The following is a 19,389-nucleotide window of genomic DNA, read 5'->3' on the forward strand; positions in this document are numbered from 1 at the left end:
GACCGCTCCGCCGAAGACCGTCCTGGTGCCCCGAGCGGCCTTCGCCGTCTGCGCCACGCAGTCGACGCACTGGACCCCCACGGGGGCGGGGCGTTGGCACTCCGGGCAGGTCGGTCGGCCGCAGCGCTGACACCGCACGTACGCGACCCTGTCAGGGTGCCGCGGGCAGACCGGCGGTGCCTCGCCCGGCCGCCCGTCCGGCGGCTGCTGCGGGGTGCTGATGGTGGGGCCCTCAGTCCTCGATCGTGACGTGCTCGATGACGATGTCCTCGACCGGACGGTCACCGGGGCGCACCTTGGTCGCACCGATGGCGTCGACGACGGCGCGCGACTCGTCGTCCGCGACCTTGCCGAAGATCGTGTGCTTGCCGTTCAGCCACGAGGTGACCGTCGTGGTGATGAAGAACTGCGAGCCGTTGGTGCCCTCGACCTCGCCGGTGACGGGGTTGCGGCGCTTGCCGGCGTTCGCCATCGCGAGGAGGTACTTCTGGTCGAAGGAGAGCTCGGGGTGGATCTCGTCCTCGAAGGTGTAGCCCGGGTCGCCCGTGCCGGTGCCCAGCGGGTCGCCGCCCTGGATCATGAAGTTGTCGATGACCCGGTGGAAGATCACGCCGTCGTAGAGCGGGTCGGTGCGCTCGGCGCCCGTGCGCGGGTCGGTCCAGACCTTCGTGCCCTGGGCCAGGCCGACGAAGTTCGCGACCGTCTTCGGCGCGTGGTTCGGGAAGAGCTCGAGGCGGATGTCACCGGCAGAGGTGTGGAGAGTTGCGAACATTGCTCCATCATCGCACCGGTGACCCCGATGAACGCCACCGGGCGTGTAGCGGTGCGACCCGACGCGACGAGTGGCACAGTGGTCGCATGGTGCAGACCCCGAAGATCGACTCCGCCAAGGTCAAGGACTCCGCCGCGGAGGTCACGGCCGCGCTCGTCGGCGCGGGATCCCGTGCCGCGGACAGCGCCAAGGACGCCGCGGGCCAGGCCAGACAATGGGCCTCCCCACGTGTGGACTCGTTCGTCGAGTGGCTCCGGCCACGCGTCGAGCAGGCGTGGAACGAGAGTGTTCAGGCCGCCGCGCCGCGTGTCGAGCAGGCCGCCGGCAGGACCGGCCCGCTCGTCGACAGTGCTCACGACAAGATCGTGGACGAGTACCTGCCCAAGCTCGTCGACGTGTTCAACGACGCTGCCAGCCGGGCGGCGATGACGACCGAGGAGGCGGCCAAGGTTGCCAAGAAGGCCGCGAAGGCGGCCGAGAGGTCGGCGCGCAAGGCCCAACGCAGGTCGCGTCGTCGCAAGACGTTCGTGTGGACGGTGGTGCTCGGTGGTGCCGCCGCCGCGGGCTACGCGTTCTACCGCCGTGCACAGCCGCAGAACGACCCGTGGGCCGAGCCCTGGGAACAGTCCACCGCACCCGACTTCGACGGCGTCGCGCGCGACGCGCGCCACGTCGTCGGTGACGCGGCCGAGGCGGTGGGCGAGGCCGCCGGTGCGGCCGTCGCCAAGGGCAAGGAGGCCACCGAGAAGCTCTCGAGCAGGGCTTCGGAGGCCAAGGAGGAGGCGAAGGAGAAGTCGGCTTCCCGGACCTCCCGGACCCGCAAGTCGGCGGCGAGCACGACCAAGGATGCGGTGGACGACGCCGCAGCCGGCGCCAAGAAGGCCACCGACGCCGCCCAGAAGAAGGCCGACGAGGCTGTGGAAGCAGCCGACGAGGCCGTCGACAAGACGGACGACGACAAGAAGTAGTCCGCGCGACGTCGCGTCGCCGGAACGACACGAGCCCCCGTCCTGATCAGGACGGGGGCTCGTGCTGTCGACGGGGTCAGGAACGTCGTCGCGCCCGGTACGCCGCGGCGTTGACGCGGTTGCCGCACGCGGCCATGCCGCACCATGTCCTCCGTGCCCCGCGGGACCGGTCCAGGTAGAGGCGGGTGCAACCCTCCCGCCCGCACTCCTTGATCCGGGCGGAGCGGTCCGCGAGCACGACCATCCCGCGGCGCGCGATGAACGACAGCACCGCGCGGACGTCGCCCGCGCGGTGCACGCCCTCGTCGTCGAGGGTGATCGACGGCGTCGGCCCGGCCGCGACCGTGTTCACGACGTCGAGGCTCCGGCGATCGAACGGCCGGTCGTGGCAGTGGTCCTGCGCGAGCCGGTAGACGGCCTCACGCAGCGACAGGGCGTCGGTGAACGCGTCGGCGTCGACGTCGACGGTCGGCACCTCGTCGCACCGTGCCGTCCACCGGACCAGGTCAGCCGGGGTCGTCAAGAGGTCGACCGGGTCGTCGTGCCGCCGGAGCACGGTACCGGTGAGGTCGAGTGCGGGGTTTCCGCTGACGAACATGATCTCCACGTCATCATCTTGACCAGTGACGCACGGCGATGGCAAGGTCGTCAGTATCTGAACCAGTGACGAAGGGAAGACGCGGTGCGCGGTCTCGACCGGACGCGGACAGTGGTCGTCGACGTGCTCGGCACCCTGGTTGACGAACGCACCGGCCTGCACGCCGAGATCTCGTTCGCCGCGCCGAGGGCGGACGGGGCGTTCGTCGCCCGGCTGGCCACGACGTGGCAGGAGCACGTCACGGACCAGCAGCAGCGCGTCGTCGAAGGTCGGCGGAGCTACATCGACGCCAGTGCTCTGGATGCCGAGGCGGCCGCGCTCGTGGCGTCGCGGGCCGGGATCGCCGACCCGCGGGCGGTGCACCGCCTGGCTACCGCCCGCCGCCGGCTCCCGGCCTGGACGGACACCGTCGATGCCCTGACCCGCCTCGCCCACCGCGTCACGGTCGTCGCGCTGTCCAACGCCGGCGCGGCAGACCTCGATTCTCTGCGTCGGTACGCGGGCCTGCGCTGGCATCACGCCGTGTCCAGCGACGACGTTCGCGCCTACAAGCCGGATCCGCGCCTCTACGCGCGGGCGGTCGAGGTCGCGGGCGGCCGCCCTGAGGACTCCGTCATGGTGGCGGCGCACACGTGGGACCTCCGTGGAGCACAGGCCGCGGGGATGCGCACCGCGTATGTCCACCGACCGGGTGGCGACCCGCCCCGGCCTGACGACGTCCTCGATGCGCAGGTCGGCAGCCTCGCCCAGCTGGTGGCCGCGCTGTGAGCTTCGGGCGTTCGCGTCCGTAGGGCGCGGCGTCGCGCCCGGTACGCCGATGAACCGTTTAAGCGCGGCCCCGCCGGTGACGGCAGGGAACCGCTTACCCTAGTCTCGGTTCTCACCGGATGTATCGGTTCAAGCCGGTTGGACGTCGCGACGGTGCGACCCCCCTGCCATCGCCGCGACGCGCCAGACCATCGGCCGTGCCCGGCATGGCCGTGCCATCTCACGAAGGAGTGAAGAATGTCCAGGCAAAGAAGAACCAGGGCCATGCTCGTGGCCGCAGTCTCCGGACTCGCCGTCGCCGCCACGGGCGTCGGCGCCCTGAACACCGCTCACGCGGATCCGACACGCTACGAGGCCGAGACGGCCCCCGCCGTCTGCGACGGCACGATCGACTCCAACCACGCCGGCCACTCGGGCACCGGATTCTGCAACACGGAGAACGCTGTCGGCGCCACGCTCGACCTCACGATCGAGGCCGAGAGCGACGGCACCGCCACCGTCGGCATCCGGTACGCCAACGGTGGGACGACCGACCGACCGGCCGACGTCGTCGTCGGCGGCACCGCTGTCGGCACCGTCCCGCTGGGCCCGACGGGAGCGTGGGACTCCTGGGCCACCAGCACGGTCACCGCCCCTGTCACCGCCGGCTCCACCACGATCCGCCTGGCCGCGACCAGCGGAGGCGGCCTGGCGAACATCGACTACGTCGAGTCCGACGTCGCCGCCGCGCCGACGCAGAGCCGCCTCGAGGCCGAGGACGGCCCGGCCGTCTGCGAGGGCACGATCGACTCCAACCACGCCGGCCACTCGGGCGCCGGATTCTGCAACACGGACAACGCCGTCGGTGCCGGCATCGAGTTCTCGGTCGACGCCGAGGCCGCGGGCACCATGACCCTCGACGTCGGCTACGCCAACGGTGGCTCGAGCAGCAGGCCCGGCGAGTTTCTCGTCAACGGCGTCGCCGTGCGGACCGCGCAGTTCTACGCCACCGGAGCCTGGACGAGCTGGTCGACCCAGACCGTTACCGCCGAGCTCGGGTCCGGGGTCAACACCGTCCGCCTGCAGGCCACCGGTGGGGACGGGCTGGCGAACATCGACTACCTGGACGTCACGACCGGCGGTTCCGAGGAACCGGGCGGCGGCGACGGCACCTACGAGGTCGAGGCCCTGACGCGGGGCGTGAGCGTCCGGCCGGCGGACGGCGGCAACCTCGTGAGCTGGCGCCTGCTGGGCACCGACGACCAGGACGTGGCCTTCAACGTCTACCGCGACGGACAGAGGCTCAACTCCTCACCGATCACGGGCGCCACGAACTACCGGGACACCGGTGGCTCCTCGAGCTCGACGTACTCGGTCGCGGCGGTGACCGGCGGGACCGAGGCTTCGCCGTCCGGCACCGAGGCCCGGTTCACCTCGGGCGGCTACCTCGACATCCCGATCGACCGTCCGGGAGGCAACTACTCCGCGAACGACACCAGCGTCGGTGACCTGGACGGCGACGGCGACTACGAGTACGTCGTCAAGTGGTACCCCGACAACGCGAAGGACAATTCCCAGTCCGGGCACACCGACAACACGATCATCGACGCCTACACCCTGGACGGGAGCCGCCTCTGGCGGATCGACCTGGGCCGCAACATCCGCTCGGGCGCCCACTACACGCAGTTCCAGGTCTTCGACTACGACGGCGACGGCGACGCCGAGATCGCGATGAAGACCGCCGACGGCACGCGGGACGGTCAGGGGACCGTGATCGGCAGCGCGAGCGCCGACCACCGGAACTCCGGCGGGTACGTCCTGTCCGGACCCGAGTTCCTGACCATCTTCGACGGCCGCACCGGTGCGGCGATCGACACCGTCGACTATCAGCCACCGCGTGGGAACGTGGGGAGCTGGGGCGACGACTACGGGAACCGCGTCGACCGGTTCCTGGCCGGGACCGCCTATCTCGACGGTGCGACCCCCTCCATGGTCTTCGCGCGGGGCTACTACACCCGCTCGGTCATCTGGGCCGTCGACTTCGACGGGCAGAACCTGTCCACCCGGTGGATCTTCGACTCCGACGACCGCGGCTCCCAGTACCGCGGCCAGGGCGCCCACAGCCTCTCCATCGCCGACCTCGACGGCGACGGCCGCCAGGACGTCGTCTACGGCGCGATGGCGATCGGCTCGGACGGCGACCCGCTGTGGAACTCCCGCATGGGCCACGGCGACGCGCTCCACGTCTCCGACTTCGTGCCCGGCCGTCCGGGGCAGGAGGTGTACATGCCGCACGAGAGCGGGAGCGCCCCGTCCTCCAGCCTGCTCGGCTCGGACGGCACCGTCCTGTTCCAGACCAGCCCCGACGGCGACAACGGCCGCGGCGTCGCCGCCAACGTCACCACCAGCAACCCTGGCGCCGAGTTCTGGTCGTCGAACGTCTCGGGGCTGCGCAACGCCTCGGGGGACACCGTCGGCTCCAAGCCGAGCTCGGCGAACTTCTTGGCGTGGTGGGACGACGACGGGGAACGCGAGCTGCTCGACGGCACCCACGTCGACGACTACGACGACGGTCGCCTGCTCACCGCGTCCGGCGTGGGAACGAACAACGGCACCAAGTCGAATCCCGCTCTCTCGGGGGACGTGCTCGGTGACTGGCGCGAGGAGGTCATCTGGCGGACGAGCGACTCCTCTGCGCTCCGCATCTACGCCACGCCGTACACCACGGACCTGAGGATTCCCACGCTCATGCACGACCCGCAGTACCGGGTCGCGATCGCGTGGCAGAACACGGCCTACAACCAGCCGCCGCACCCCAGCTTCCACATCGGGAGCGAGGTCAGCAGCTACCCATGGCCCGACGTGCGCACCCCGTAGCAGGACACCGCACACCGCGACGAAGGCCGCTGACCCGAGGGCCAGCGGCCTTCGTCGCGTGCGCCGGCGGGTGTGAGCGTGGCCGAGACCGGCGCGCCGCCGCGATGAGATCATCGCTGGGTGGGGCGGAGCCCGGCGATCACGGCGCCCTGTCCCGCGCGCTGACCGACGAGAGGAATCAGCATGACCAGGCCGCCTGTCGGCGGGGGTGAGATGCCGGGCCGGATCGCTGACGTGCGATGGCACGCGATGAGCGGCTTCGCGCTCGTCGGCGTCATCGCCGTGATCGCGGGTGGGCTCGTCGCTGCGGCCACCGGACCGACCGGATTCACCCACGGCTCCTGGGTCGCGGCGTACCTGGTGCTGGTCGCCGGCGTCTCCCAGGTCGGTCTCGGTGTGGGGCAGGCGCTGCTCGCCGCGGTCCCTCCCTCCGGAAGACGCCGTGCCTGGCAGCTCGTCGTCTACAACGCCGCCAACACCGCAGTTCTTCTCGGCACCCTGATCAGCTCGGTGGCCGTGGTGGTCGCTGGTGGTGCCCTGCTGCTCCTTGCGCTCGCGCTGTTCCTGGCAGCGGTCCGCCATCCGCGCACGCACTCCTGGCACCTGGCGATCTACCGGCTGCTCCTCGCGATCCTCGGGGTGAGCGTGCCGGTGGGCATCGTCCTGTCAGCCCTGCGTCAGAGCTGACCTGCGTCGGGACCATCACCCGGTGAGGATCAGCACCCTCGACGCACAAAAAAGACCAGGGCCGAACGTATCGGCCCTGCGACGATGCAGCGCGATCCGCGGAAAATCAACGCTCAGTGTCGCTCGGCGTCGGCCGAAGTCGGACGCGATAAGCCACCAGACAAGCCAACACTAGGCAGGCGGGTCACCGAGCCCCTCCTCATCATCTTCAAGGCCATGAGCTGAGTATGGCGCAGGCACCGACATCCCTCGGCGCGCCGCTGAAGCCGGCCGACGGGACGTCGGACGGCGTCTGTACGTTCTGGCCCGTCCCACACCAACGTCACCGATCAGCACCTCGCCATCATGGAGCTCGACTTCAAGCTGCTCGCGCTGCGCGACCCAAAGGTCGCGCAGCGTTACGTCGACCGGCGGCAGGTGCTCCGCGAGGAGATGATCGCCGCGCTGGACCGCGTCATGGCCACCCTCGGTCTCCTCTTCGCCGACAACGAGCACGTCGCCATCGACCTCGCGTCCGAGCTAGGCGTTCACGGGCGCGGTCCCGTGATCCGGGCAGGTCGGCACCATGCCGAGAACCAGGCCCCCGTTCCCGTACGAGCGCCATGTGTGGCCGTCCGGGCACTCCCAGTCGCGGTAATCGCTCGGGTCGGAGCCGTTGGTCCCGCAGACAGGGCACGGCGGAAGGCCGTACCCGTCGAACAGACCGTCCTCGTCGGCCTCCATGCTCCAGAGGTGCCCGCAATCGGGCCGCGGGCAGATGAAGTCGCTGGTCATGCTCGCAACACTACTCGGGTCGCGGCTTGCCCATCACTTGTCGATGGAGGCCATCAGCGGGCCGAGCCCGGCCGGGGCGAGGTGGCCGTACACCCAGGTCGTGGACGAGGTGCCCCGCCGGGTCCAGCAGGACACGACCGGCCACCGCGGCTGCAAGGGCGACCCTCTCTTCGGCATCCAGACCATTTTGCGCGCCGGCGCCGAGAAGCTGACCGAGAAGCAGCAGGATCGTCTGGCTCGCGCGATCGGAGCCGACGAGGCGCACGAAGAGGTGTTCGTCGCCTGGCAGTGCGCCCAGCAGCTACGAGCCGCCTACCAGGCCAGAGACCTGGCCGAGGGCCGCCGACTGGCCGAGAGAGCCCTCGCCTCGTTCCAAGCTTGCCCGATCCCGGAAGTCGCTCGCCTCGGCCGGACCCTGCGCAAGTGGCGCACCGCGTTCCTGGCCTACTTCGCCACCGGGCGCTCATCGAACGGCGGCACCGAGGCCATGAACGGCATCATCGAACTCCACCGCCGCCTCGCCCGCGGCTACCGCAACCGCGACAACTACCGGCTACGGATGCTGCTCGCCGGCGGCGGACTCGACACCACGCCCCTACCGGATGTCCCATGAGCCAGACAAGCCAGCACGGGCAGGTGGGTCGCTATTCGCCGTCGAGCCAGTCGGCGATCGTGTCGATGAGCTCCTGAGGGCCCTCGGGGCGGTTCAGCGACATCAGGTTCAGCGGCAGTGCCGTGAGCTCGATGTCGTGACCGCCCAGCGCCGAGCTGACTCGCCACACAGTCGGTTCGCGGTTCGTGGCGACCGGATAGGTGAGCGAGACCCGCTGGCAGCCCAGGACGTGGCCCGCCGTCAGCACCTGGTAGGTGTCAGCGGCCTTCGGCCGGGTACCGAGGCGCTTGTACTTGGAGTCCGTGACAGCGACTGCGTTGCCCTGCGTGTCGCGGAAGACGACGTCGGGTGTGGTCTCCAGTTGGGAGCCTTCCCCGGCGATGACGTCGCCGAACTTGATCGCGCCCTTGCTGACGCGCTCCTCGCGCCTGCTGGCGGCACGCCGGCACAGCCAGAAGATGTAGTTCTCGTAGATCACGTCGGAGTTCCACAGGAACCCCGACAACGCATGGTCCCCGCTGGCGTGGTGCACACCCGCGCCCTCGAGCAGAAGCAGTCCTACCACCCGCGCCGCTTCGAGTCCCTGGTGCTGGATGCCCAGCGAGATCCGCTGCGCATCGAACAGGTGCGGCGGCTGCCGGCCGACGTGGACCAGGCCAGAAGCGATCTCTCGCACGGCGCGGGCGCGTCCAGGTGCCTTCACAGTCGCCGCCAGGCACTCGGCAGCCCAGCGAAGCAGCCGGGCCAGCGGAGTGCCGTCGGTGAGGTTATCAGCGACGAAAGGCAGTTCCCACGGCCGTGCCACCCACTCGCCCAGGCGAGAGGCGTCCAGACTCCCGCGCAGTGTGGTTCCCGACGACTGCTCGGTCAGGTATCCGCGCGGCAGCCCGCGAGCGGCGCCCTTGGCGTAGGAGGCGAGGAACATCTCCGCGAGCAGGTCCGGCATCGACAGCGAGGCGAGCTCGTGCGCGGTCGTGATGTTTTCATCGACGTGACCGCCCTCGACGACGGTCAGGATGCGCCACAGCACCGTCTGCCAGTTGCCGTCGGTGGCGCTCAGGAACTTGGGGGCGATCTCGATGTCGGTCTCGCCGACACGGACGACTCCAGTCACTGCCTCCGCGCGCAACTTCACCAGCCCGTCGCCAAGGTCCTCGACCCTGATCGGGTCGCCGGCCAGTCCCAGCGCCCTGCGCCAGCGCTTGTTCGCCTCTGCCAGCGAGTGGAGGTCCAAGTCGGCGGCATGGCGGACGACCGGCGCTCCGTACTCCTGGAGCTCGATGCGCGGTGAGGCGGTCAGCGCGTCAACCACCTGAAGGACCTTTTGACGACGTCGATGTCGAGCTCGCTCACGCGGACCGGGGCGAGCGTGCGGGCCTCGACGGTGCCGCCCTTGGCGGTACGCAGTCGCCAGGCGTAGTCCCCGGCCGGCGGGGCGGTGTCGACATGCAGCAGGTCCATCAGCTGCTCGGGACGGCCCGAGTACCTGTCCTCGAGCTGCGGGAACAGGACGTCGTCCCAGGTCTTGGCGAGGCTGCGCCAGGCCTCCTTCTCCTCCACCGGCTGCGCGGTCTCGTCGGCAGCCGTGCGGCTGGCGAGCACAGGGGTGAGGAGTCCGTGGCCGAGCTCGAACTCGGGGCCGAGATCGGACGCGATGGCGACGTTGAGCCGGTCGAGCAGGAGATACGCCGCCTCGTACGGCGTGAGGGTCTCCCAGTTGTCCTCGGTCGGCACCGGGATCGCGTCCCTGTCGAGCTCCCAGTGGTCTGCGAGCACATCGAGCTCGGGTCGCATCTCGATCCGGTCAAAGCGCCGCGCCAGGGCGCTGTCGATGGGCACGGCGGCACGGTCGACGCTGTTCATCGTCGAAACGATGTAGACGTGCTTCGGGAAGGTGAAGCCCTCCGGGATCGTGGCCACCTTGCCTCCGGGCCGCCGGATCTCCTCGCTCTGGCCGTCGACGTAGGTCAACTGGCGCAGGGGCAGCGGCAGCGGGACAGAGCCGCCGTCGCGGTAGTCGAAGTCCAGGAACGTCATGAACTCGCCGAAGATGCGGGCGGCGTTGCCACGGTTGATCTCGTCAATGAAGATCACGACCGACTTGTACTGCGACTCGGGGTCGGCGAGCTCGAGCGCGGCGTCCAGGAAGACGCCAGCCCAGGGCTGGAGGCGGGTCCCTTCAGCCGAGATCTCCGGCCTCAACCCAAGCACGAAGTCCTCGTAGCCGTAGGACTGGTGGAACGTCGTCCACACCACCTTGATCGGCTGCGGGATCGTGATCTCCTGCTCAGGCCGGCTGAAGGGCGTTTCGGCGTCGGCGATGTCGAGCAGGATGCCCTTCTGGCTCTCGGGAGGATTGTTCAGGGCATCGAACAGCTCGCTGATGAGGCGGGTCTTCCCCGTCGCGGGCGGCCCATAGAGCAGCGCGTTCCTGCCCGCGTTCCAGGACGACAGGATGTCGTCGATCTTGTCAGCCATTCTCCACCTCAGCCCGCATCAATCACGCCGCCCACGACCCTGCCCTGCGTGTACAGGTCCCAGGCCGGATCGTTGCGACTCATCGACGCAGGACGGCGTCCCTTCGTGAAGCCAGCGTAGTAACTGCCCTCGACAGACCTGGCGATGTAGAGGCGAAGGCCACCGTCCGGGAAGAACGGGATCGCCTCCTCCTTGTTGCGGACGTCGTCGGGCGCAGTCGGGAATCCACGGGCCGCGATCCACGCCGGATGCCTCTGCGAGCCTGCCATCTGCCGGTTCTGGCGGACGATCCGCATTCGGCTACTGGCCTTCGTCTGGAACTCGATCGGGCCCGATTCACCGGCCCGACCGATCACCCCTGCCTCGATCGTGTAGGGAAGCGATCCGGTTCCGTTGAGGCCGAGGAAGTCGAGCGTGTCTGGCACCAACGACTTCGGGATCTCGAAGTAGAGCGAACCCTGGCCACCGGTGGTGACGTTGGGGTGTCGCTCGACGTTGTAGAACTCCCCCTCCGGCACGTTGCGCCACCAGATCCGGTCGATGTTCAGCTTCTGGGCCATGGTCAGTGGGCCTCGATGTGGTAAAGCCGCTCAAGCACAGAGCCATCCTTCACGCGAGCGTTGCTCCTGTACCGAACATGGGATTGTTCGTGCAGCGTGACCTTGCCGAAGTCGCGCAGGATCGGGAGCAGCTCATCCTCCGAGACCTGGCCATCCTCGCTGTAGGAGATGAACACATGCGGGGCCTCGAGGCGCTTCAGCGTCTCGCGGAACGCCTGGCCGGCGCTGCGCCGGTAGCAGAAGTCGGAGGCCTGCTCGGTCCACGGCCGCAACCCGCCGTCACCGGCCGCCACGGGCTCGTCCTCGCGGGCGATGGTCTCCAGGACGTGGTAGTTCCCGGCGTACTGCCGCTTGGTGTACGGCGGGTCCAAGTACACCGCGTCGGTCCGGATCGTGGGCGCGAGTTCCTCGACCGGGCCCTGCAGGACCGTGTGGTCGCCGGGTGTGCGCTCGAACTCGATCTGTTGGAACTGCAGGGGCTTGAGGGCAGGCCCGGACAGGGTGCGACGGAAGTAGCCGTAGGTGCCGCTGATGTTCGCGACCTTGTTGGTGGCCAGGATGAGGTGGTGCAGCAGCACGCTGTGCTCGACCTCGTCGACGGCTCCGGCGGCCGCCAGCTCGCGGATGCCGTGCCGGATGCCGTCGATGTGCGCAGCGTTGGTCGCCGAGAAGTACAGCCGCGGAGCCCGGCCGTTCGCCGGGGCACCGGCCTCGCCGAATTCCCGGAAGAAGTAGCCCTCCACCGGAGCAGCCGAGCCCATCCAGGCCAGGGCCTTGGCGTAGCCACCGAGGACCTTGAAAGCCGGGGCGCGCTTTGCCAACAGCCGGGTGCGTGCGTGGACCACGGCGAAGGTCAGCGCGTCGGCTGCGGTGACTGAGTAGCCGGCGCGGGCCAGCGCGATCGACACTGAGGCCGTGCCGCACATGGGATCCGCGATCGACGAGCCCGCCGGCAGGACGCGCGCGATCTCCCCGACGATCCAATCGGCCAGCCGGGTCTTGTTACCGAGGTAGCGGTAGGACATCGCTGCCTTTCTGGTGTGTCTCCGTGGTCATGCCAGCTGCTTGTTGCGGATCACGATGCGGTCGTACATGCGCCGGAAAGTGCCGTCGCCGTTCGGCAGGTAGAACCGCGGCCCGCCCTGCATGTAGGTGCCCTTCTTGGCGACCTCCGACATCGGGCGGCCCAGCGTCTTGCTGGAGCCGAGGATGTCGAACTGGTCGGGGTTGTACTTGTCCAGGAACGTGATCGGCACGCCCATCGGCCCGTCGTAGTCGACCGGGATGTGCATGGTCTTGCTGACGTCGATGGCGTCGTAGTTGACGTACTTGGGGTACTCGCGGGGGCTGTAGGTCCGGTGCAGCTCCAGCTCCTCGTGGCGACCCGGGTAGTCCAGGTTGGTGAACCAGCGCACGCCCTTCACGCGGACATACTTGTTGCCGTCGGAGTCGACCCGCGTGCCGGCGGCGGTGAGCGGGTAGTCGTCGGGCACCCGGAACTCGCGGTCGCCGCTGCGGATGGACGGCCCGTACCACATCTGGTCGGCCTGGAAGAGCGGGAAGATCTCCTTGTAGGTCAGCGCGTTCATGTTCCCGATGATCAGGAACTGCTTGTCGTGCTCGACGAGCTGTGCGACGTACTCGCGGAAGAGGCTGAACGGCGGGTTCGTCACCACGATGTCGGCTTGCTTGAGCAGCTCGACGCTCTCAGAGCTGCGGAAGTCGCCGTCGCCGGCCATCGGCTGGATGCCGGTCTCCTCGGCATCGGGCACCTTGTCGCCGTTGCGGTCGCCCGTGTACTCCAGGTACACCGCCTGGTCGGAGTCGCCGGGGCCGAACTGCCCCGGGTCCTGGCTGCGGTAGCAGGTGGCGATCAACTTCTTCAGGCCGAGCCGCTCGAAGTTGGTGGCGAAGTAGCGGAAGAAGTTGCTGGCGCGGGGGTCGTCGCAGTTGCAGTAGACGACCTTGCCCGCGAAGTGATCCGTGTAGTGCTGGAGCTCGAGCTCGATGTCGCGCAGCGAGGTGTAGAACTCGTCCTTCTTCGCCCGGCGGGCCTCTCGGAAGTCAAGGTTCCGGGTGGTGATCGTCAAGTCGGCTCCTCCGTTCATCCCCGGTGCTCGAAACCTCCCACGAGCAGTGCTGGCTCATCCTAGCGATGGGTCGCGACACTCGTGGGGGCACACGCCGCCGAGTGGCTGGCTCGGGCCCCAAATGTGTCCGATGTGGTTGGCGGCACAGTGACCTGTGCTGATGTACGCTTCGGCTTCGATGGGGGTGAGGTCGTCGATCGATCCGTGGGCGCGCTCGGTGTTGAACCAGTGGACCTTGCCGGCCTTGATCTTCATGCCGTCGTCGGCGTTCGCGTCCGCAGCCTCGTCGCTCGCCCGCTCGCTGTCGCCTTCCTCGGCCGAGGACCCTGGGGCCTCGCCGTCGGACGTCGTGCTCTCCGTCGCTTCAGCGCCTGACTCGGGCAGGGCGTCGGCCGCGGATTCCTCGAGGTCGGTGCAGCCCGACAGACCGAGAGCCAGAACCGCGGCGAGCGCGATCGAGGAGACGACGTTCCTGCGGGCGCGCGGTTCAGCTGCTGAACGACACACGATCGGGGACTCCCTGCGTTGGGTGCGGAGCCCATCAGTATGCCGGGGCCATCACGTGAGCCGACCGGTCGGGCGCGGTTTCACCCAGACGTCGGCATCGGATCCGCCATTGGTCTCCAGTGCGTGTCAAGCCGCTCGAGCGTCGCATCCTGCCTGCGAAGCCAGTAGTTGCCCGCCAGGTCGCGGAACTTCACGGTGACGAGGACGCCGTCCTGGTTGTCGTGGAAAAACTCAGGGTTGATCCTCATCGGGCGGTCCGGTGTCGGGCCGAGCACCTGCCACCTGGTGACGTCGAGCAACTCGCTGACCCCAGGGTCGGTGCTGTAGAGCTCTACACGCACGTCGAAGACGGGGTGCGACGAGTAGTTGGCCACGAGCACTCTTGGGACGACCTTCTGGTACTTCGTCGGCCCGGCCTCCAGGGCACGCCCTGAGCTGCTGCTGTACTGAAACCAGCCGATGACACCCTGGGCTTGGGCGCGCCGGCGCTCCCATGCGAGCTGTAGTTCGCCGAGTGTGCGCGCTCGATCCGCGGCTGCCGCCAGCGTGCGCGCACGGCGTTGTTGCATCCCGTCACGAAGCGCGAGCAGCATAGCGAGGACGACGGCGGCGAACGTCGCCAGGGCGCTGATCCAGTCGGCAGTCACAGGCAGATTCTGCACTGGACGTGCCCGGTCTGCGCAGTGAGGACGCGCGGCCGTACGCAGGCTGCGCCCTGTGGCAAGTGATCACTCTTTGGCGGTCGCTGCGAAGATCGCTTCCTCGACCCCGACGGCCGTCCGTGACGGTTGTGCGTTCGCTCCCCATGCCGTCAGCGCCTCTATGTAGGCGGCGTAGTCGTCGGTTCGCCACGGCCGTAGTGCCAAGTCGGTGTGGGAGTTGACCCAGGTCAGCACCCGATCATCTAGCACCGGTGCGGCCCCTTCACGGTCGTGCACGCCGCGTGCCGTGGCGGCGTACAGCCACTTCGTGAAGAACGCCGGACCCAAGTGCTTGATCCGCCCGCGTGAGTCGTTGGCCAAGTAGCGAAAGCCCTCTACAGGCCCATCGCGACGCGCGATGGCCACCGACTCGGTCAGCCGCTCCACCACTCCTGTGCTGAGTGCGAAACCCTGCGGTTTCTCCTGGCCGGTGAGGGCCTGGCGAGTGCGGAACGGGCCGTACCCGGTGTCGCCGTGACCCCACACCATCGTCACAACGAATGCGCCGACGACCTGATCGGACCCGAGCAGCATTTCTGCGAGGCGGCACATCTGTGCCCGGTCGAGCTCACGGGGCAGAACCTCGAGCCCTGCTTCGGCGCCGTCGATGCCCTCGAGCCACCGTGCCCACACCTGCCGATCAGCCCGGGCCTCCACCGTCTGCGGTTCTGGTGCGGCAAGGAGATCGGTTACCGCCGCCAACCGCGGCGAAGCGGGTTCGCTCGAGGCATCAACGCTCATCCCGGCATCGTCGCACGCCGGCGCGCCACCCTTGGGCTCAGACGCGCCGGTCCGAAGCAGTCGGAGCCGCAGCCCCACACCCGAAGGTCGAACAGCGCCAAACCGGTGACCTGGGCTCCGTGTAAAAGCCCAGGTCATCGATGGTGGAGCCAAGGGGACTCGAACCCCTAACCCCCTGCTTGCAAAGCAGGTGCGCTACCAATTGCGCCATGGCCCCCGGGGGATTCAGTCGAGAGAGTCGGTGACCTCGGTCCAGAGGTCACGGTCGGCCGCATCGGCCGAGACGCGGCGCCAGACGAGGTACCCCGCCGCTGCGGCGAGCAGGACGATGAACAGCTTCTTCATGCTGGACCTCCGCGTCTGCCAGGGAGTGGGGCTAGGAGGACTTGAACCTCCGACCTCTTCCTTATCAGGGAAGCGCTCTAACCGTCTGAGCTATAGCCCCTCCGCACGTGTTCGAAGAACGCGTGCAGCACGGAACGTTACCGTACCCGGCGCTCCGGCCCCAAACCGCGGGAGTTCCCCGTGGTGTGACGTCCATCGCGCCGGGCCGCCCCTCGTCAGTCGTCGGTGAGGGTGAGGTGGACGCCGCCGACGAGCGCTGCCGTGATGTTGTACAGGATCGCCATGATGGTGGCGATCGCCGTGAACAGCACCATGTTGACCAGCGCGATCAGCGTCGAGAGCGAGATCATCCGTTCGAACTCGACGAACTGCGTGATGTTGATCGTCTGTGGCCCCATCGTCTCGATGAGGAAATCCTGGATCGTCGCGAACGTCCCGAGGGAGTTCAGCGAGTACCAGACCACGGCGGTGGCCACGACGATCATGATGCCGATCGCCACCGACAGCAGGAACGCGAGCTTCATGATCGACCAGGGGTCGATGCGCGACACGGCGAGCCGGACGCGGCGCGGGCTACCGAGACCTTCGCTCGGGGTGGCGGCCGACGCGGGCACGGGCTGGACTCCCGCTGCCGCACCGTACTGGCCACCGGCGGCCGACGGCGAGGCCTCGGTCTGGGCCGCGCCGTGCACCCCGCCCACGGAGTAGTGCATCTCGGGCCGCGGCGCGCTCTGCGTCGCTCCCGCAGAGGGCGGCGGCGGGGGAGCGCTCTGGGTCCCTGCCGACGCCGCATCCGGCGGCTCGGCGCCGGTGCTTGAGGAGGCCGCCGACTGCACCTTCTTGGCTGCGGTGCGCGCCGCCGCGAGGGCAGCGGCCGCCGCCTTGACGGCGCCGTCCTTCACCGAGGAGCCGTTCGCCGGTTCCGGAGCTGCCGGAGCGGCGGGCGGTGGCGCGGCGGCCGCCGTCGGAGCCTGCTCGGTCGACGGGCCTCCGCTCGGCGTCTGATCCGTCGCAGGCTGGGAGGCCGGCGGCTCCGGGGTCGACGGCGCATCGTTCGCCGGCTTGTCGGTCGGCTCCGGCTCCGCCGCCGGGACGGCGGACGAGCCGCCCTTCTCCGGTGCCGAGACACGGTCCTTGCCCGACGTGGTCGGCGCTGCCGGGACGGGCGCCATCTGCTGCGTCGACTCCGCAGCGTCCGCCGTCTTCGTCCCTGCCTGCCCCGCGTTCTTGTCGCTGGCCATCAGATGTTCCCGTCCCCGGTCTCGTCCTGCTCGGGCGTGGTCGCCTCCGCGGCCCCGGCCGGGCCGCCGTCAGCGGCCTGCTCCTCCACGCTAACCGACACCTCGTCCTCGCGACGCTCGACGTTCCGGGCGACCGCGATGATCCGGTCCTTCTTGTCCGGCTTGGCGAACGTGACCCCCTGGGTCGTACGACCCGTCAGGTTCACCTCGTCCACCCGAGACCGGACGATCTTGCCACGTTCCATGATCACCAGGACCTCGGTGTCCGCGTCCGTCACCAGAGCGCCCACCAGGTCGCCCCGCGCCTCGACGAGGTTGGCCACCTTGATGCCGTAGCCGTTGCGACCCTGCAGCCGGTAGTCGTCGATCCGGGTGCGCTTGGCGAACCCGCCCTCGGTGACCACGAACAGGTCGGTGCCCGGCGTGACGACGTCGGCGTTGAGCAGCTCGTCGCCCTCGCGGAACTTCATCCCGGTCACGCCGGACGTCGCGCGCCCCATCGGGCGGAGCGTGTCGTCGTCGGCGGGGAACCGGATCGACTGTCCCTTGCGCGAGACGAGGATGAGCTCGTCGTCCATGTTGACCAGGCGCGCCGCCACCAGCTCGTCCGGTATGCCCTCGTCGTCCTGGCGCAGGTTGATGGCGATGAGGCCGCCGCTGCGCGGGGAGTCGTAGTCGCCGAGCCGGGTCTTCTTGACGAGTCCGCGGCGTGTGGCGAGCACCAGGTAGTCCGCGGCGTCGTAGTCCCGGACGGCGAGCACCTGGGCGATCTTCTCGTCCGGCTGCATGGCGAGCAGGTTCGCGACGTGCTGGCCCTTGGCGTCACGCGCCTGCTCGGGCAGCTCGTAGCCCTTGACCCGGTAGACCCGGCCGGCGTCGGTGAAGAACAGCAGCCAGTGGTGCGTCGTCGTGACGAAGAAGTGGTCGACGATGTCGTCCTCGCGCAGCGTGGCACCGCGGACGCCCTTCCCGCCGCGCCGCTGGGCGCGGTAGGAGTCGGTCCGGGTCCGCTTGGCGTACCCGCCGCGCGTGATCGTGACGACCACGTCCTCCTCGGGGATGAGGTCCTCGATCGACATGTCGCCGTCGTACGGCAGGATCGTGGTCCGACGCTCGTCGCCCCACTTCTCGGTGACCTCGTCGAGCTCGGTCGCGACGATCTCCCGCTGCCGTGCGGGCTTGGCGAGGATGTCCTCGTACTCGAGGATCTCTGCCTTGAGCTTGGCGTGCTCGTCGAGGATCTGCTGGCGCTCCAGGGCGGCCAGACGGCGGAGCTGCAGCGCGAGGATGGCGTTCGCCTGCGTCTCGTCGATCCCCAGGAGGCCCATCAGGCCCGAGCGGGCCTCGTCGGCGTCGGGGGAGCGGCGGATCAGCGCGATGACCTCGTCGAGCGCGTCCAGCGCCCGCTGTGCGCCCTGGTATTGGTGGTTGTTGGCCGGCGCTGCGCGAAACTGGTTGGTGGGGCGGCGCCGCACGACCTCGATCTGGTGCTGCGTCCAGTGCCGGACGAAGGCGTCGAGGCTGAGCGTGCGGGGCACCTCGTCGACGAGCGCGAGCATGTTCGCGCTGAAGTTGTCCTGCAGCTGGGTGTGCTTGTAGAGGTTGTTCAGCACGACCTTCGCGACGGCGTCCCGCTTGAGGACGATGACGAGCCGCTGGCCGGTGCGGCCCGAGGTCTCGTCGCGGATGTCCGCGATGCCGGCGATCTTCCCGTCGTTGACGAGGTCGGCGATCTTGGTGGCGAGGTTGTCCGGGTTCACCATGTACGGCAGCTCGGTGATGACGAGACAGATCCGGTTCTGGATCTCCTCGACGTCCACCACGGCGCGCATGGTGATCGAGCCGCGACCCGTCCGGTAGGCGTCCTCGATGCCCTTGGTGCCGAGGATCTGCGCGCCCGAGGGGAAGTCCGGCCCCTTGATGCGCTGCATCAGGGCGGCGAGGAGCTCCTCCTTGGAGGCGTCCGGGTTGGCCAGGTGCCACCGGACGCCGTCGGCCACCTCGCGCAGGTTGTGCGGCGGGATGTTGGTGGCCATGCCCACGGCGATGCCGGCCGACCCGTTGACCAGCAGGTTCGGGATGCGGGACGGCAGGACGACCGGCTCCCGCGTGCGGCCGTCGTAGTTGTCCTGGAAGTCGACGGTGTCCTTGTCGATGTCCCGGACCATCTCGAGCGCCAAGGGCGCCATCCGGCACTCGGTGTATCGCGGGGCCGCGGCCGGGTCGTTGCCGGGGGAGCCGAAGTTCCCCTGCCCTGCGACCAGCGGGTACCGCAGCACCCAGTCCTGGACGAGGCGGACCAGCGTGTCGTAGATCGCCGTGTCGCCGTGCGGGTGGAACTTGCCCATGACGTCGCCGACGACGCGGGAGCACTTCGAGAAGGCGCGGTCGGGACGGTAGCCGCCGTCGTACATGGCGTAGAGCACCCGGCGGTGCACCGGCTTGAGGCCGTCACGCACGTCGGGCAGAGCGCGCCCGACGATGACGCTCATCGCGTAGTCCAGGTACGACCGCTGCATCTCCAGCTGCAGGTCGACCTGCTCGACGCGGCCGTGCTGGATCGCGGCGAGCGCGACGTCGTCGCCTGCCGGTGCCCCCGTGGGGCCGTCCGTCTCGGGGCCGGGTGTCTCGTCCGTCACCGTGTCTCCGTTTCTTCCTGCGCCGCCAGGGCGCGGGTCCTGCCTCGATCA

18 protein-coding genes, 2 tRNA genes and 1 pseudogene are annotated in these 19,389 nt (G+C 69.1%); 5 read left to right on the plus strand and 16 right to left on the minus strand.

The window, feature by feature from the left end; all coding sequences use genetic code 11:
- Window positions 1-232 precede the first annotated feature (232 nt).
- Window positions 233-772 (minus strand): peptidylprolyl isomerase, encoded by a 540-nt coding sequence (locus ACH5HR_RS14830; protein WP_402374870.1) that lies wholly within the window; start codon window positions 770-772, stop codon window positions 233-235.
- An 86-nt stretch (window positions 773-858) separates the two neighbouring features.
- On the opposite strand from ACH5HR_RS14830, the gene ACH5HR_RS14835 reads away from it, so the two are divergent.
- The gene (locus tag ACH5HR_RS14835; RefSeq protein ID WP_402374872.1) at window positions 859-1,740 is read left to right on the plus strand and encodes a hypothetical protein; all 882 of its coding nucleotides are present in this window, start codon (window positions 859-861) and stop codon (window positions 1,738-1,740) included.
- A gap of 76 nt (window positions 1,741-1,816) precedes the next feature.
- Here the strand turns inward: ACH5HR_RS14835 and ACH5HR_RS14840 are convergent, their stop codons facing one another.
- Entirely contained in the window at window positions 1,817-2,338 is a 522-nt protein-coding gene (locus ACH5HR_RS14840) for a CGNR zinc finger domain-containing protein (protein WP_416478639.1), read from the minus strand.
- Between the two features lie 84 nt (window positions 2,339-2,422).
- Here ACH5HR_RS14840 and ACH5HR_RS14845 point away from each other — a divergent pair, with 84 nt between their 5' ends.
- The 3 genes from ACH5HR_RS14845 to ACH5HR_RS14855 all read left to right on the plus strand — a co-directional run bounded on the left by ACH5HR_RS14845 (window position 2,423) and on the right by ACH5HR_RS14855 (window position 6,649).
- Complete coding sequence (locus tag ACH5HR_RS14845; protein WP_416478564.1) at window positions 2,423-3,106, plus strand: haloacid dehalogenase type II; 684 nt, start codon at window positions 2,423-2,425, stop codon at window positions 3,104-3,106.
- Between the two features lie 264 nt (window positions 3,107-3,370).
- Window positions 3,371-5,962, plus strand: a complete 2,592-nt coding sequence (locus ACH5HR_RS14850) for a rhamnogalacturonan lyase family protein (RefSeq protein WP_416478565.1) — start codon at window positions 3,371-3,373, stop codon at window positions 5,960-5,962.
- A gap of 183 nt (window positions 5,963-6,145) precedes the next feature.
- Window positions 6,146-6,649 carry a hypothetical protein gene (locus ACH5HR_RS14855; RefSeq protein WP_416478567.1) on the plus strand — a complete coding sequence of 168 codons (504 nt, stop codon included), beginning with the start codon at window positions 6,146-6,148 and terminating at the stop codon, window positions 6,647-6,649.
- A 519-nt stretch (window positions 6,650-7,168) separates the two neighbouring features.
- Here the strand turns inward: ACH5HR_RS14855 and ACH5HR_RS14860 are convergent.
- Complete coding sequence (locus tag ACH5HR_RS14860; protein WP_416478568.1) at window positions 7,169-7,423, minus strand: hypothetical protein; 255 nt, start codon at window positions 7,421-7,423, stop codon at window positions 7,169-7,171.
- Window positions 7,424-7,514: 91 nt separating this feature from the next.
- On the opposite strand from ACH5HR_RS14860, the pseudogene ACH5HR_RS14865 reads away from it, so the two are divergent.
- Window positions 7,515-8,036: pseudogene (locus ACH5HR_RS14865) on the plus strand (ISL3 family transposase); the annotation flags it as partial.
- A gap of 31 nt (window positions 8,037-8,067) precedes the next feature.
- Here the strand turns inward: ACH5HR_RS14865 and ACH5HR_RS14870 are convergent.
- From ACH5HR_RS14870 to gyrA, 13 genes are all read right to left on the minus strand, one after another.
- Complete coding sequence (locus tag ACH5HR_RS14870) at window positions 8,068-9,348, minus strand: 5-methylcytosine restriction system specificity protein McrC (protein ID WP_416478570.1); 1,281 nt, start codon at window positions 9,346-9,348, stop codon at window positions 8,068-8,070.
- Entirely contained in the window at window positions 9,333-10,514 is a 1,182-nt protein-coding gene (locus ACH5HR_RS14875) for an AAA family ATPase (RefSeq protein WP_416478572.1), read from the minus strand. The genes ACH5HR_RS14870 and ACH5HR_RS14875 overlap by 16 nt, the downstream gene beginning before the upstream one ends.
- Window positions 10,515-10,522: 8 nt before the next feature.
- Window positions 10,523-11,074: a hypothetical protein gene (locus ACH5HR_RS14880; RefSeq protein ID WP_416478573.1), complete on the minus strand. Its 552-nt coding sequence runs from the start codon at window positions 11,072-11,074 to the stop codon at window positions 10,523-10,525.
- 2 nt (window positions 11,075-11,076) lie between these two features.
- On the minus strand, window positions 11,077-12,099 hold the full coding sequence (locus ACH5HR_RS14885) for a DNA adenine methylase (RefSeq protein ID WP_416478575.1): 1,023 nt from the start codon (window positions 12,097-12,099) through the stop codon (window positions 11,077-11,079).
- A gap of 27 nt (window positions 12,100-12,126) precedes the next feature.
- A complete protein-coding gene (locus ACH5HR_RS14890) occupies window positions 12,127-13,164 on the minus strand; it encodes an adenine-specific methyltransferase EcoRI family protein (protein ID WP_416478576.1) in 1,038 nt (345 codons plus the stop codon).
- Window positions 13,165-13,218: 54 nt separating this feature from the next.
- A complete protein-coding gene (locus tag ACH5HR_RS14895) occupies window positions 13,219-13,671 on the minus strand; it encodes a hypothetical protein (protein ID WP_416478577.1) in 453 nt (150 codons plus the stop codon).
- 80 nt (window positions 13,672-13,751) lie between these two features.
- Window positions 13,752-14,318: a hypothetical protein gene (locus ACH5HR_RS14900; protein WP_416478578.1), complete on the minus strand. Its 567-nt coding sequence runs from the start codon at window positions 14,316-14,318 to the stop codon at window positions 13,752-13,754.
- A gap of 81 nt (window positions 14,319-14,399) precedes the next feature.
- Window positions 14,400-15,113, minus strand: coding sequence for an 8-oxoguanine DNA glycosylase OGG fold protein (locus ACH5HR_RS14905; RefSeq protein ID WP_416478580.1), 714 nt, complete (start codon window positions 15,111-15,113; stop codon window positions 14,400-14,402).
- A 141-nt stretch (window positions 15,114-15,254) separates the two neighbouring features.
- Window positions 15,255-15,330, minus strand: a tRNA-Ala gene (locus ACH5HR_RS14910).
- Between the two features lie 8 nt (window positions 15,331-15,338).
- Window positions 15,339-15,458: a DLW-39 family protein gene (locus ACH5HR_RS14915; RefSeq protein ID WP_402374879.1), complete on the minus strand. Its 120-nt coding sequence runs from the start codon at window positions 15,456-15,458 to the stop codon at window positions 15,339-15,341.
- Between the two features lie 26 nt (window positions 15,459-15,484).
- Window positions 15,485-15,558 (minus strand) — tRNA-Ile (locus ACH5HR_RS14920).
- 115 nt (window positions 15,559-15,673) lie between these two features.
- Window positions 15,674-16,699 carry a DUF3566 domain-containing protein gene (locus ACH5HR_RS14925; RefSeq protein ID WP_416478582.1) on the minus strand — a complete coding sequence of 342 codons (1,026 nt, stop codon included), beginning with the start codon at window positions 16,697-16,699 and terminating at the stop codon, window positions 15,674-15,676.
- Complete coding sequence (gene gyrA / locus ACH5HR_RS14930) at window positions 16,699-19,338, minus strand: DNA gyrase subunit A (RefSeq protein ID WP_416478584.1); 2,640 nt, start codon at window positions 19,336-19,338, stop codon at window positions 16,699-16,701. The genes ACH5HR_RS14925 and gyrA overlap by 1 nt, the downstream gene beginning before the upstream one ends.
- Between the last annotated feature and the right edge of the window lie 51 nt (window positions 19,339-19,389).

It is taken from the genome of Isoptericola maris (assembly GCF_048065335.1).
Taxonomy (GTDB): domain Bacteria; phylum Actinomycetota; class Actinomycetes; order Actinomycetales; family Cellulomonadaceae; genus Isoptericola; species Isoptericola rhizosphaerae.

Excerpts from the sequence above, each read along its gene's own strand:
- ACH5HR_RS14840 (WP_416478639.1), bottom strand. The coding sequence starts at position 2,338 with ATGTTCGTCAGCGGAAACCCCGCACTCGACCTCACCGGTACCGTGCTC.
- ACH5HR_RS14855 (WP_416478567.1), top strand. The coding sequence starts at position 6,146 with ATGACCAGGCCGCCTGTCGGCGGGGGTGAGATGCCGGGCCGGATCGCT.
- ACH5HR_RS14885 (WP_416478575.1), bottom strand. The coding sequence starts at position 12,099 with ATGTCCTACCGCTACCTCGGTAACAAGACCCGGCTGGCCGATTGGATC.
- ACH5HR_RS14830 (WP_402374870.1), bottom strand. The coding sequence starts at position 772 with ATGTTCGCAACTCTCCACACCTCTGCCGGTGACATCCGCCTCGAGCTC.
- ACH5HR_RS14835 (WP_402374872.1), top strand. The coding sequence starts at position 859 with ATGGTGCAGACCCCGAAGATCGACTCCGCCAAGGTCAAGGACTCCGCC.
- ACH5HR_RS14915 (WP_402374879.1), bottom strand. The coding sequence starts at position 15,458 with ATGAAGAAGCTGTTCATCGTCCTGCTCGCCGCAGCGGCGGGGTACCTC.
- ACH5HR_RS14905 (WP_416478580.1), bottom strand. The coding sequence starts at position 15,113 with ATGAGCGTTGATGCCTCGAGCGAACCCGCTTCGCCGCGGTTGGCGGCG.
- ACH5HR_RS14880 (WP_416478573.1), bottom strand. The coding sequence starts at position 11,074 with ATGGCCCAGAAGCTGAACATCGACCGGATCTGGTGGCGCAACGTGCCG.
- ACH5HR_RS14860 (WP_416478568.1), bottom strand. The coding sequence starts at position 7,423 with ATGACCAGCGACTTCATCTGCCCGCGGCCCGATTGCGGGCACCTCTGG.
- ACH5HR_RS14925 (WP_416478582.1), bottom strand. The coding sequence starts at position 16,699 with ATGGCCAGCGACAAGAACGCGGGGCAGGCAGGGACGAAGACGGCGGAC.
- ACH5HR_RS14875 (WP_416478572.1), bottom strand. The coding sequence starts at position 10,514 with ATGGCTGACAAGATCGACGACATCCTGTCGTCCTGGAACGCGGGCAGG.
- ACH5HR_RS14850 (WP_416478565.1), top strand. The coding sequence starts at position 3,371 with ATGCTCGTGGCCGCAGTCTCCGGACTCGCCGTCGCCGCCACGGGCGTC.